We start from the raw sequence: 12,159 nt of genomic DNA on the forward strand, positions 1-12,159 counted from the left end.
TTCATCTGTATCTAATGCAACGACTTTTAAGAGGTCAGGACATGAGCACTTTAGGTCATCAGTACGACAACTCTCTGGTATCTAACGCGTTTGGTTTTTTACGCCTTCCGATGAACTTCCAGCCCTACGACAGCGATGCTGACTGGGTGATCACCGGTGTGCCGTTCGATATGGCAACCTCGGGTCGTGCCGGTGGACGTCATGGCCCGGCGGCGATCCGTCAGGTTTCCACCAACCTGGCCTGGGAGCATAACCGCTTCCCGTGGAACTTCGACATGCGCGAGCGCCTGAACGTGGTTGACTGCGGAGACCTCGTGTATGCCTTCGGCGACGCGCGTGAGATGAGCGAAAAGCTGCAGGCCCACGCCGAGAAACTGTTGGCTGCCGGTAAGCGTATGCTCTCCTTCGGTGGCGACCACTTTGTGACTCTGCCACTGCTGCGCGCCCACGCGAAACACTTTGGCAAAATGGCGCTGGTCCATTTCGATGCGCATACCGACACCTACGCGAACGGCTGCGAGTTTGACCACGGCACCATGTTCTACACTGCACCGAACGAAGGCCTGATCGATCCGAACCACTCCGTGCAGATCGGTATTCGTACTGAGTTCGACAAAGACAACGGCTTCACCGTGCTGGATGCCTGCCAGGTGAACGATCGCGGCGTGGATGACATCATCGCGCAGGTGAAGCAGATCGTCGGCGATATGCCAGTCTACCTGACCTTCGACATCGACTGCCTGGATCCTGCCTTTGCGCCAGGCACCGGTACGCCGGTGATCGGTGGCCTGACGTCCGACCGCGCCATCAAGCTGGTGCGTGGCCTGAAGGATCTGAACATCGTCGGGATGGACGTGGTGGAAGTGGCGCCAGCCTATGACCAGTCAGAAATCACGGCCCTGGCGGCAGCGACCTTGGCACTGGAAATGCTCTACATTCAGGCGGCGAAAAAAGGCGAATAAGCCTTAGGCGCTGATTGCTGCTGCGCGACGCATGCGCAGCAGCAACATTCCTCCGGCCAGCAGGGTGATCGCCTGCGACACGACCAGGACCGAAAAGCCAGAGCTGACCGACCCGACCGATTTCATCACCACCCCCATCAGCAGCGGAATAAACGCCGCGCAGATATTCCCTATGCCATTAATGATCCCATACGCGCTACCCACCGCTTCCCGCGCGGCATGATGTTGGATCACCGCAGGGATCGCAGCTCCCTGAAGTCCCCAGAAAGCATTGGCGGACAACATAAACATCCCCAGCCAGACAGGCTGATGGCTGAGCATCAGCGCGACCACGGACAGCGCCGTTAACGCGCCTCCCACCACAAACAGCACCGGTGCCTGTTCCGGGCGCATTTTGTCGAGCAGCACGCCGCCCAAAAATTTCGATCCCAGGCTCAGCAGGAAGGGAATGGCTGCAAGCAGGCCCGTAGCATGCAGTGAGAAGTGATGTTCATCGCGCAGCCATGCGGGCAGCCAGGCGCTGCTCCCCCAGAGATAGCTCAGCGTGGCGATTTCAACCAACAGGATCCAGCCCAGCAGCGGCGTTTGCCGGGCAAGGGTGAAGGTCTGCACCCATCCCGGCTTTTTCATCTTCCCCCGGCTCTGGGGCGCAGGCAGAAAGCGCCAGATTAACCCGCCACCCAGCACAAGATTCATGACGGCCAACGCGTAGAACGATCCCGCCCAGCCCAGATGCGCCATCAGCCAGGTGATCAGTGGAAAGCCTACCGCCAGCCCGAGCGAGACGCCCAGCGCGGTCACCGCGTTGGGTTTGCCGATCTCTTCTGCGTCAAAGCGCTCGCTGATAAAGCGCGTTTTTAATGAAAAGAGCGGCCCCTCCGCAATCCCCAGAATCACGCGCGCAATGAGCATCCCCATCAGCGAGCCGAGCAAGGGCGAAATCGCACAGACCGCGGCCCAAATCGCAATGCTGCTTAATAATCCCTGCCGATAATGAAGTTTGCTTTCAATAACTGGCGTTAATAATAAAGCCGAAAAACCATAACCCAGCAGAAAGCAGGTCATGAGCATTCCTTGTAACATTCTGTTTTCATTTAACTGAAAATGTGCGGCAAATTCCGGGTGTAAAATCATTACCGAGATATTCACACGGTCGATGTAGGAAATAATGATGAGTAATAACAGTGCAATTGTACCTTGCCATCTTGCCGTCATGATGCCTGCCTTATGTCTGCGCGTGTGAATATTTTTTATCAGGGTGATTGTCACGGGTGTAAAATGGTTCACCTGTGAAACTCTTTGTTTATTAAGAATAAAGTAAAAATAAGTTTCACAGGTGAAACACGATGACGTGCCACCTTTTTATTTTTAATGAGCAAAAAGAAAAGAAGTCAATATCTGTTTTTTGAAATTTTAGACTATCGAAAAATCGTATTCTTTCACGCGGCAATAATGAAAATTTCATATCGCTGCATTTTTTCGTGATCCTTTGCACACTTAGTTAATTAATTACCTCCTGGTTAACAAATTCGTCACATTCGCGCTTGACGAAACATTCATCGCTTTTATATTGACCGTATTAAATAAGAAACAGAGTTTCATATATGAAACAAAAGCCTGGAGGATCGTGATGAGCTGGATAGGCGTATGTGACGCAGAACAAGTACAGGAAGATTTCCCTTTTAGCGGCAACGTCGACGGTAAAGAGATCGGCGTTTATTTGATTGACGGTGAATATTACGCGCTGGAAGACGTATGCCCGCACGCATATGCCCTGCTGAGCCAGGGCTTCATCGAAGATGGCAAGGTGGAATGCCCGCTACACGAGGCGGTGTTCGACGTCAAAACCGGCCAGTGCCTGCATGGCCCCGGTGGTCGCAACCTTAACCGCTACCCGGTTCGGGTCTTTGAAAACCAAATCCAGATTACCTTCGTCGAGGAGACCGTGGCATGAGCGACACCCTAAACTACAACCCGGCGCTGCCGGAAAGCCGCCAGTTTACTCCGCCTGCAGAAGGCGGTAACGGTGCCATTCATAAGCCAGGCGATTACCAGAACCTGATCTGGCAAACCCGCAGCCGCGAGCCGGAAAACTGGGAGATGAACCTGATCGCGACGCTGGAAGATCTCTTCGAGCAGGGCGTTGAAACCTTGCCGGAGCTGGTGAACGGGCTGAACGCGGTGCGCATGCACGACCAGCAGGGCAAGCCCTGGAGCGACGCCAGCTTCCAGGCATTCTTACAGGTTAATGGCTACTGAGGACAACGCGATGACGACTACCGTACAAAACTATCTGGATAAAGGTCTGCGCGGCCTCTGGTATCCGGTACTGGCGAGCTGGGAAGTGCAGTCCGCGCCGGTGGGGATTACCCGCCTGGGCGAGCAGATTGTGGTCTGGCGCAATAAACACGGCCAGGTGCAGGCGCTGGAAGACCGCTGTCCGCACCGCGGCGCACGCCTGTCGATGGGCTGGAACCTTGGGGACCGTATTGCCTGCTGGTACCACGGCGTGGAAGTGGCGGGCAATGGCGAAGTGAAAGATGTGCCCGCCGTGGACAAATGCCCGCTGGTCGGCCAGCAGTGCGTGCGCAGCTATAACGTGCAGGAGGCGCACGGCGCCATTTTCCTGTGGTTCGGCGTCACTGCTGACCAGCAGCCGGACGAGCTGACTTTCCCGGACGAGCTCGCCGACACGGACAGTTTCAGCAACTTCCTCTGCACCGCCGCGTGGAAATGCAATTACCAGTACGCGCTGGAAAACGTCATGGACCCGATGCACGGCACCTATCTGCATTCGTCGTCACATTCGATGGCAGAAGGGGATCGCAAGGCCGACATGGTGCTTCAGCCGACCAAAACCGGCTTCATCTTCGAGAAAAAGGGGCAGAGCGGCGTCAATTTCGACTGGGTGGAATTGGGCAACAGCGGCACCTGCTGGATGCGTCTCTCCATTCCGTATAAGAAGCGTTTCGGACCGGGCGGCCATTTCTTTATCGTCGGCATGGTGGTGCCGGAAGATAACGACAACTGCCGCGTTTTCTTCTGGCGCATTCGCCGCGTGCAGGGCTGGCAGCGCGATATGTGGCGCTTTATGTACCGCAATCGTCTGGAAAAACTGCACTGGGAAGTGCTGGAGCAGGACCGCGTGGTGCTGGAAAGCCTGGCGCCAAATGCCCGTGACCATGAATACCTCTACCAGCACGACGTCGGGCTCTCGCGCCTGCGCCGCATGATGCAAAAGGCCGCGAAAGAACAGCTGGCGATGCGCGAAGCGCAGCAGGGAGCCGCCTGATGAACGGACTGCTGAGCGGGAAGCGCATCGTCGTGACCGGCGCCGCGCGCGGGCTGGGTTACCACTTTGCCAGCGCCTGCGCTGCGCAAGGTGCCTGCGTGGTGATGTGCGACATCCTCAAAGGCGAGCTGGCCGAAAGCGCCCACCGTCTGAACGAGCAAGGGTATGCAACCGAATCGCACGTTATCGATTTGGCCGATCCGCAGTCCATCGAGCAGGTATTCAGCGCCATTGGCAAGCTGGGGCAGATTGACGGCCTGGTGAACAACGCGGCAATGGCGACCGGCGTGGGCGGTAAAAACATGCTGGATTACGATCCGGATCTCTGGGATCGGGTGATGAGCGTGAACGTCAAGGGCACCTGGCTGGTGACGCGTGCCGCCGTACCGCTGCTGCGCGAAGGGGCGGGGATTGTGAACGTGGCGTCCGATACCGCGCTGTGGGGCGCGCCGCGCCTGATGGCCTACGTGGCCAGTAAGGGGGCGGTGATTGCGATGACCCGCTCAATGGCGCGCGAGTTGGGGGAAAAACGCATTCGAATCAACGCTATCGCGCCGGGGCTGACCCGCGTCGAGGCCACCGAATATGTGCCCGCCGAACGCCATCAGCTCTACGAAAATGGCCGCGCGTTAACGGGCGCGCAGCAGCCGGAGGATGTCACCGGCAGCGTGGTCTGGCTCTTAAGCGATCTGTCGCGGTTTATCACCGGGCAGCTGATCCCGGTCAACGGCGGTTTTGTCTTTAACTAAGGTATGGCGATTATGGCAAACGATCAGGAAGTGAAGTATCTGGTGCCGGGGCTTGAACGCGGTTTGCAGCTGCTGTTGGCCTTCGGCGAGCAGCATCGCGAGCTGACCTTTGCCGAGCTACATCGGCTGGTGGATATGCCGAAGGCCACTGCCTACCGCGTGGTGCAGACGCTGGAGTATATGGGTTTTCTGGAGCGCAATGCGCGCACCAATACCTTCTCGCTGGGCATGAACGTGCTGCGTCTGGGCTTTGAGTACATCGCCTCGCTGGATGTGGCGCAGGTAGGCCAGCCGGTGATCGAGCAGCTTCGCGATGTCAGCCAGTGCAGCAGCCATCTGGCGATCCGCGACGGACGCGACATTATTTACATTGCCCGCGTCAGCGCCGCCGGGTCGCGTATCAATCAGGTCAGCATTGGCACCCGTCTGCCGGTGCACTGTACCTCGCTTGGGCGCATGTTATTGACCGATATTTCCCGCGCCGATTTTGAACAGCTGTTCCCGCACGAGCGGCTGCCGGGCAACACGCCGGGGCAGCTTCACGACCGCGAAGCCCTGTGGCAGATGGTGCAGCAGGACAAAGCCCGCGGATATGTGATTGGCGAGTCTTTCTTCCGCCACGGCATCTCTTCCATCGTCTATCCGGTGTATGACCGAAGCCAGCGCGTGACGGCGGTGGTCAGCATTCTGGTGCCGTCGGAGGAGATCCCGCAGACCGACCGCGAGCGGCTCCAGAACGAGGTTCGCCTCGCGGCAGATAAAATTTCTGGCTTCTTAGGGTACCTGTCACAGGCCAGTTAAATCAGTGAGTTAACGTCAGGCGCTTCAGTGCGTCGGGCATGTTTTACGCCCAATTTGGGCCAGATGAGGCAACGAACGATGAGTGTAACCGGAATTGAAAAGCTGGAATTTGGCGTGGAAGACCTGACGCACTGCGCCAAATTTATGCGTGATTTTGGCCTGACGGGCGATGCCAGCGGCCAGCGTTTTACCACCCTGAGCGGCGCGCGCGTGGAGCTTAATCCGATTGACAGCCCCGACCTGCCGCCAGCCTTTGAAGCGGGCAACACCCTGCGCCGTATGACCTGGGCGGTGGCCACCCCGGCAGACCTCGATGCGCTGCGCCCGAAGCTTGCCGGGCAGCCTGGCTTTCGTGAAGTGGGCGACGCCCTGGAGTGCCGCGATCCGAACGGCATGACGCTGCGCGTGCAGGTCAGCCAGCAGACCGACGTGGAGCTGAACGTTGAGCCGATTAACCAGTGGGGAGACGCTCGCCGAATCGACACCCCCAGCCCGGTCTACGATCACGCCCAGCCGATTAACGTCGGGCATGTGGTGTTTTTCGTTGAGGAGCTGGCCGCGGTGGAGACATTTTATCGCGAGGTGCTCGGCTTCCAGGTCTCTGACCGCTACATCAACCGCGCCGTATTCCTGCGCTGCGGCGTGCGCGGCGGCCATCACAACCTGTTCCTGCTGCAATTACCGAACCGCAAGCGCGGGCTAAACCACGTTGCGTTTACGGTGCGCGACATCCACGAGGTGATCGGCGGCGGTATCGCGATGAATAAAAACGCCTGGAGCACGTTTATTGGGCCGGGCCGTCATCCGGTGTCGTCGGCCTATTTCTGGTACGTCAACAGCCCGACCGGCGGCGCGTTTGAGTATTACACCAATGATGATTACCTGACCGAAAACTGGCAGCCGCGCGAGCTGGAGCATTCGCTGGTCTCCTTCACCGAATGGGCGGTGGAAGGCGGCATCGACCACGACACGCGCCGTCAGCAGAAAAAGCCGGAGGCGGTATGACGTCGCGCATTGTCATTATCGGCGGCGGTCAGGCGGGCGGCTGGGCGGCAAAAACCCTCCGCGACGAGGGCTTCGAGGGCGAGATTTGCGTGGTGGCGGAAGAAGCGTGGGATTTCTATGAACGTCCGCCGCTGTCGAAGGCTTCTCTGCTGGAGCCTGACGCGGCGCTCCCGCGGCTGTTTTCCGAAGAGGCACAGCAGGCGCTGGATCTGACCTGGTACCGCCCACTGCGTGCGGAGCAGATCGACCGTCAGACAAAAACGGTGCGTTTAAGCAACGGTACGCATCTTAGTTACAACATTCTTTTGATCGCCACCGGAGGGCGGGCGCGTCTGCCGGGCGAGGCGTGGGCGGTGCATCCGCAGGTCTATACCCTGCGCCACTGGCAGGATGCGCAGCGTCTGAAGGGGCGTCTGGCGCAGAGTAAAACCCTGGCGATTGTGGGCGGCGGCTGGATCGGCCTTGAGATTGCCGCCTCCGCGCGCAAAAACGGCGTGGCGGTCACGCTGTTCGAGCAGCAGCCCGCGCTGTGCATGCGGTCGGTGAGCGGAGAAGTATCGCAACGCTTAGCGGCCATCCATCGCGAACAGGGCGTCGACATCCGTACCGGCTGCGGCGCGCTGGAGCTGGAGGACGACAATGGCCTGCCGGTTATTCACTGTGATGGCCAGCGCGAAACCTTTGATGCGGTGGTGGTCGGGATCGGCGTCGATCTCAATCTGGAACTGGCGCGCGATGCGGGGCTTCATACCGGGCGCGGGATCGTGGTGGACGCTCAGGGGCGTACCTCGGATCCGTTCATCTTTGCGGCTGGCGATGTGGCTCAGCATCACCACTACGGCTTGTGCATTCAGTCGTGGGCATTTGCCCAGAATCAGGCGGTGGCGACGGCGAAAGCGATGCTCAACCCCGATGCGCCAGGCTACGACGACGCGCCGTGGCTGTGGTCGGATCAATACCAGCACAATATTCAGATCCTCGGCATTCCGCAGCCGGGCAGCAACACGATAGCGCGTGAAGATTCGCTCTTTTTCTCGCTGGATGAAAACGGGCGACTGACGCAGCTGGTGGCGTTTAACGATGCGCGCACCGTCAAGCTGGCGAAACGCTGGATGGCGGCAGGGCGGGATTTATCGGACGTACCGCTCGTCGACCCGACTTTTTCACTGATGTCATTGCGATAGCTAACCCGCACCCGTAGGGGGAGAGATGACCACATTAGAGACCAACACCGCGCCCGTTGAGGTAGGCGGTGAGGGAACCCGCACGCCTGAAAAAGCAGTGCGCTGGGCTATCCCGCTGTCGCTGCTGGCCTGCGTGCTGCTGGCGTTTTTCGACAAAATCAGTATTGCGGCGCTGTTTTCTGACAGCCATTTCCAGCAGGCGATGGGGATCGATTTCGACACCACGCGCCTCGGCATTCTGATGAGCGCCTTTCTGCTGAGCTACGGTTTTTCGTCAGTCTTTCTCAGCGGGCTGGGGGATAAAATCGCGCCGCTGCGCCTGCTGACCGGGATGATGGCGATCTGGTGCGTGCTGATGGTGGCGATGGGCTTTACCCACAACTATACGCTGATGATCGTGCTGCGCATTCTGCTGGGGGTGGCGGAGGGGCCGCTGTTCCCGCTGGCCTTCGCCATTGTGCGTCACAACTTCCCGCAGCATCTGCAGGCGCGCGCCACCATGCTGTGGCTGCTTGGCACGCCGGTGGGCGCGGCGATTGGTTTTCCGCTCTCCCTCTGGCTGCTGAACACCTTCGGCTGGCAGAGCACCTTCTTCGTGATGGCGATGCTTACCGTGCCGGTATTGATTTTCGTGCGCGTCGGTCTGCGTGGTATCCGCCTGGAGGCGAAACCTGGCACCACGCAGGCGTCTCAGGATGAGCGGCGTGCCGCGCGGCGCGAGCTGTTCGTCAGCCCGCACTTCTGGATCATCTGCATCTTTAACATCGCCTTCCTGACCTACCTGTGGGGCATCAATGGCTGGCTGCCGGGCTACCTGATCAAAGGCAAAGGCATTCACCTGGAGCATGCGGGCTGGCTGTCGTCGATGCCGTTCATCGCCATGCTGGCGGGCGAAGTGATTGGCGCGTGGCTCTCTGACCGGGTCGATAAGCGTGCGGCAGCCTGCTTTATCTCCATGGCGGGCGCGGCTGTCGGGCTGGCGGCGGTCATGCACCTCGACACCCCGCTGACCATCATCGCCGCGATGAGCTTCAGCACCTTTATGTGGGGCACTGGCGCACCCAACATTTTTGCCCTGCTGGCGAAGGCCACTCATCCACGGGTGAGCGCGACGGCGGGCGGCATTTTCAACGGGCTGGGAAACTTCGCGGGCGCACTGTCGCCAGCGGTGATGGGGGCGCTTATCGCCTTCACCCACAGCATGGATTCCGGGCTGATTTTTCTGGCGGTGATGGCGGCGGTGGGCTGCGTCCTGTTACTGCCGCTGCTGAGACATTACTGAGGAGAGTGTCATGACTGATTCAACCGTAACCCATAAATCAGGCATCAAACCTGAGCACCTGACGATGGAAGAGTGGGTCGAGTCGCGCATCGCGCGCTTTGAAGGCCGTAAGTACGACTGGAACGCGCTGAAGTTCCAGGCCGACTATGACCCGAAATATCGCCGGGCGCAGATGCGCTACATCGGCACCGGCGCAACGGGCGTGGCGAACGACACCAACACCGTGCAGGCGGACCATTTCACCTTCTCCACCATGGTGCTGCCGTCGAAGTGTGAAGGGCCGCTGCACCTGCATGACGACGTGGAAGAGGTGTTCTTCATGCTTAAAGGGCAAATCACGCTGATGATCCAGGACGGCGAACACTACACCGAAACCGTGCTGCGCGAGCGTGACCTGATCTCCGTCCCGCCGGGTATCTATCGCGGCCTGTTTAACCACGGGGAAGAAGAGGCGCTGATGTGCGTCATGCTGGGGACCAACAAGCCGGAAATCCCAACCTATCCCGCCGATCATCTGCTTTCAAAAGTGAAGCGGAACTAAGGGGGCATGATGACGGGTTTTCGTGAACAGGGAAGCGGCATTCCGCTGATGCTGCTGCATGGGATCAGCTCGGGTGCTGCCTCCTGGCATAAGCAGATGGCGCTGAAGGGTTTTCGCGTGCTGGCGTGGGACATGCCCGGTTATGGCGAAAGCCCGATGCTGACCGTAGAACGGGCGAGTGCGGGAGATTACGCCGATGCACTGGCGGCAATGCTTGACCGCGCGGGCGTCTGGCAGGCGGTACTGGTCGGCCATTCTCTCGGGGCGCTGGTCGCCAGCGCCTTTGCGGCGAAGTTTCCCGACCGGGTGCGGCATCTGGTGCTGGCAGATGCCGCGCAGGGCTACGGTCAGGCCGCACCGGAGCAACGCGAGCAGGTCTGGCGCAGCCGCGAGCAGCAGATGGCGCTGGGCGGTGAAATCCTTGCCCAGACCCGCGCGGCGAAGCTGTTGCGCCCCGGCGCCCGCGGGGAAGATATCGCCACCGTCGCGTCGGGCATGCGCAAGCTGCGTCCTGAGGGCTACCTTGCCGCCGCGTGGATGCTGGCACACGACGATATTCACGGCTGGCTTAAACGTTACTCCGGCACGTTTGAGGTCTGGTGCGGCGAGCAGGATGCGATCACGCAGCCCGAGCTGGTGCAGGGGCTGGCACTGCGCTACGGCATGCCGTTTACCGCCATTCCCCAGGCCGGGCACGCCAGCTATCTCGATAACGCGGCGTTTTTTAACCAACAGCTTTTACGCATTAACGAAGAGGTGCGCGATGAATGCACAAATTGACGGGCGCGTAGCGGTAGTCACCGGCGGTTCTTCTGGCATTGGCTTTGAAACGCTGCGCCTGCTGCTGGGCGAGGGGACAAAAGTGGCTTTCTGCGGCCGAGACCCGGACCGGCTCGCCAGCGCCCACGCGACGCTGCAAAACGAATACCCCGACGGCGAGATTTTCTCCTACCGCTGCGACGTGCTAAACGCTGCCGAAGTCCAGGGCTTTGCGGATGCCGTTCAGGCCCGCTTTGGCGCGGCGGACATGCTGATTAACAACGCCGGGCAGGGCTATGTGGCGCATTTCAGCGATACCCCGCGCGAAGCGTGGCTGCACGAAGCCGAACTGAAATTGTTCGGGGTGATCAACCCGGTGCAGGCGTTTCAGCCTCTGCTGGAGCGGTCCGATATCGCCTCCATTACCTGCGTGAACTCTCTGCTGGCGCTGCAGCCGGAGGAGCACATGATCGCCACTTCTGCCGCCCGTGCTGCGCTGCTGAATATGACGCTGACGCTCTCAAAAGAGCTGGTGGGTAAAGGTATCCGCGTGAATTCCATTTTGCTCGGCATGGTGGAGTCCGGGCAGTGGCAGCGCCGCTTTGAGAGCCGGACGGACAAAAGTCAGAGCTGGCCGGAGTGGACGGCGGAGATCGCGCGTAAACGTGGCATCCCGATGGCGCGTCTCGGCAAGCCGCAGGAGCCCGCGCAGGCGCTGCTGTTCCTCGCCTCGCCGCTGGCGTCATTCACCACCGGCGCCGCGCTGGACGTTTCCGGCGGCTTCTGCCGCCACCTGTAAGGACACATTATGAAAAAGATCATGTTAATTGGTTTTGGCGCCATGGCGCAGGCGGTGATTGAGCGTTTACCCGCGGGCGTGGCTATCGGCTGGATCGTGGCGCGTGAATCTCATCATGCGGCGATTCACACACAGTTTGGTGATGCAGTGATGGCGCTCGGTACGCCGGTGGCGTGCGCTGACACGCCCGATCTGGTGCTGGAGTGCGCCAGCCAGCAGGCGGTGGCGCAGTACGGCGAGGACATATTGCGTCGCGGCTGGCATCTGGCGGTGATCTCCACCGGCGCGCTGGCGGACAGCGCGCTGGAGCAGCGTTTGCTCAGTGCTGGCGGCAAGCTGACGTTGCTCTCCGGCGCGGTTGCCGGTATCGACGGGCTTGCGGCGGCGAAAGAGGGCGGGCTGGAACGCGTGACCTATCAGTCGCGCAAAAGCCCGGCCAGCTGGCGCGGCAGTTATGCTGAGCAGCTTATCGACCTTAACGCGGTGTCTGAGGCGAGCGTTTTCTTTGAAGGCAGCGCCCGCGAGGCGGCGCGCCTGTTCCCGGCGAACGCCAACGTGGCGGCGACGGTGGCGCTCGGTGGCGTCGGGATGGACGAGACGCGCGTGCAGCTGATGGTCGACCCGGCAACGAAGCGCAATACCCACACGCTGCATGTCGAAGGCGTGTTCGGCGAGTTCCATCTTGAGCTGAGCGGGCTGCCGCTGGCGTCTAACCCTAAAACCTCCACCCTTGCAGCACTGAGCGCGGTACGCGCCTGCCGCGAGCTGGCCCTGAGCTGAGGAGC

General features: G+C 60.0%; 14 protein-coding genes. 13 read left to right on the forward strand and 1 reads right to left on the reverse strand.

What is annotated here, in order from left to right:
- Nucleotides 1–41: 41 nt before the first annotated feature.
- Nucleotides 42–962: an agmatinase gene (gene speB, locus ACOTXR_RS10315; protein WP_002434404.1), complete on the forward strand. Its 921-nt coding sequence runs from the start codon at nucleotides 42–44 to the stop codon at nucleotides 960–962.
- A 3-nt stretch (nucleotides 963–965) separates the two neighbouring features.
- Here speB and ACOTXR_RS10320 read toward each other — a convergent pair whose 3' ends face one another.
- Entirely contained in the window at nucleotides 966–2,177 is a 1,212-nt protein-coding gene (locus ACOTXR_RS10320) for an MFS transporter (RefSeq protein ID WP_058689850.1), read from the reverse strand.
- Nucleotides 2,178–2,592: 415 nt separating this feature from the next.
- Here ACOTXR_RS10320 and ACOTXR_RS10325 point away from each other — a divergent pair, with 415 nt between their 5' ends.
- From ACOTXR_RS10325 to ACOTXR_RS10380, 12 genes are all read left to right on the forward strand, one after another.
- The gene (locus ACOTXR_RS10325) at nucleotides 2,593–2,916 is read left to right on the forward strand and encodes a Rieske (2Fe-2S) protein (protein ID WP_058689849.1); all 324 of its coding nucleotides are present in this window, start codon (nucleotides 2,593–2,595) and stop codon (nucleotides 2,914–2,916) included.
- Nucleotides 2,913–3,221, forward strand: a complete 309-nt coding sequence (locus ACOTXR_RS10330; RefSeq protein WP_058689848.1) for a recombinase-like helix-turn-helix domain-containing protein — start codon at nucleotides 2,913–2,915, stop codon at nucleotides 3,219–3,221. Before ACOTXR_RS10325 ends, ACOTXR_RS10330 begins: the two co-directional genes overlap by 4 nt.
- 10 nt (nucleotides 3,222–3,231) lie before the next feature.
- Nucleotides 3,232–4,254 (forward strand): aromatic ring-hydroxylating oxygenase subunit alpha, encoded by a 1,023-nt coding sequence (locus ACOTXR_RS10335; RefSeq protein ID WP_058689874.1) that lies wholly within the window; start codon nucleotides 3,232–3,234, stop codon nucleotides 4,252–4,254.
- Complete coding sequence (locus tag ACOTXR_RS10340; protein ID WP_023337747.1) at nucleotides 4,254–5,003, forward strand: SDR family oxidoreductase; 750 nt, start codon at nucleotides 4,254–4,256, stop codon at nucleotides 5,001–5,003. Before ACOTXR_RS10335 ends, ACOTXR_RS10340 begins: the two co-directional genes overlap by 1 nt.
- Before the next feature lie 12 nt (nucleotides 5,004–5,015).
- Nucleotides 5,016–5,804 carry an IclR family transcriptional regulator gene (locus ACOTXR_RS10345; protein ID WP_058689847.1) on the forward strand — a complete coding sequence of 263 codons (789 nt, stop codon included), beginning with the start codon at nucleotides 5,016–5,018 and terminating at the stop codon, nucleotides 5,802–5,804.
- 78 nt (nucleotides 5,805–5,882) lie between these two features.
- The gene (locus ACOTXR_RS10350) at nucleotides 5,883–6,809 is read left to right on the forward strand and encodes a VOC family protein (RefSeq protein ID WP_058689846.1); all 927 of its coding nucleotides are present in this window, start codon (nucleotides 5,883–5,885) and stop codon (nucleotides 6,807–6,809) included.
- Complete coding sequence (locus ACOTXR_RS10355) at nucleotides 6,806–7,993, forward strand: NAD(P)/FAD-dependent oxidoreductase (RefSeq protein ID WP_200923703.1); 1,188 nt, start codon at nucleotides 6,806–6,808, stop codon at nucleotides 7,991–7,993. Before ACOTXR_RS10350 ends, ACOTXR_RS10355 begins: the two co-directional genes overlap by 4 nt.
- Before the next feature lie 25 nt (nucleotides 7,994–8,018).
- A complete protein-coding gene (locus tag ACOTXR_RS10360) occupies nucleotides 8,019–9,275 on the forward strand; it encodes an MFS transporter (RefSeq protein ID WP_058689844.1) in 1,257 nt (418 codons plus the stop codon).
- Nucleotides 9,276–9,285: 10 nt separating this feature from the next.
- Nucleotides 9,286–9,816, forward strand: a complete 531-nt coding sequence (locus ACOTXR_RS10365) for a cupin domain-containing protein (RefSeq protein WP_058689843.1) — start codon at nucleotides 9,286–9,288, stop codon at nucleotides 9,814–9,816.
- Between the two features lie 9 nt (nucleotides 9,817–9,825).
- Nucleotides 9,826–10,596 carry an alpha/beta fold hydrolase gene (locus ACOTXR_RS10370; protein ID WP_023337743.1) on the forward strand — a complete coding sequence of 257 codons (771 nt, stop codon included), beginning with the start codon at nucleotides 9,826–9,828 and terminating at the stop codon, nucleotides 10,594–10,596.
- Nucleotides 10,580–11,374, forward strand: a complete 795-nt coding sequence (locus ACOTXR_RS10375; RefSeq protein WP_050862337.1) for an SDR family oxidoreductase — start codon at nucleotides 10,580–10,582, stop codon at nucleotides 11,372–11,374. The genes ACOTXR_RS10370 and ACOTXR_RS10375 overlap by 17 nt, the downstream gene beginning before the upstream one ends.
- A gap of 9 nt (nucleotides 11,375–11,383) precedes the next feature.
- Nucleotides 11,384–12,154, forward strand: coding sequence for an aspartate dehydrogenase (locus ACOTXR_RS10380; protein ID WP_023331260.1), 771 nt, complete (start codon nucleotides 11,384–11,386; stop codon nucleotides 12,152–12,154).
- The last annotated feature ends 5 nt before the right edge of the window (nucleotides 12,155–12,159 follow it).

This window comes from Enterobacter cloacae complex sp. IR53030, assembly GCF_049238365.1.
Classification (GTDB): domain Bacteria; phylum Pseudomonadota; class Gammaproteobacteria; order Enterobacterales; family Enterobacteriaceae; genus Enterobacter; species Enterobacter kobei.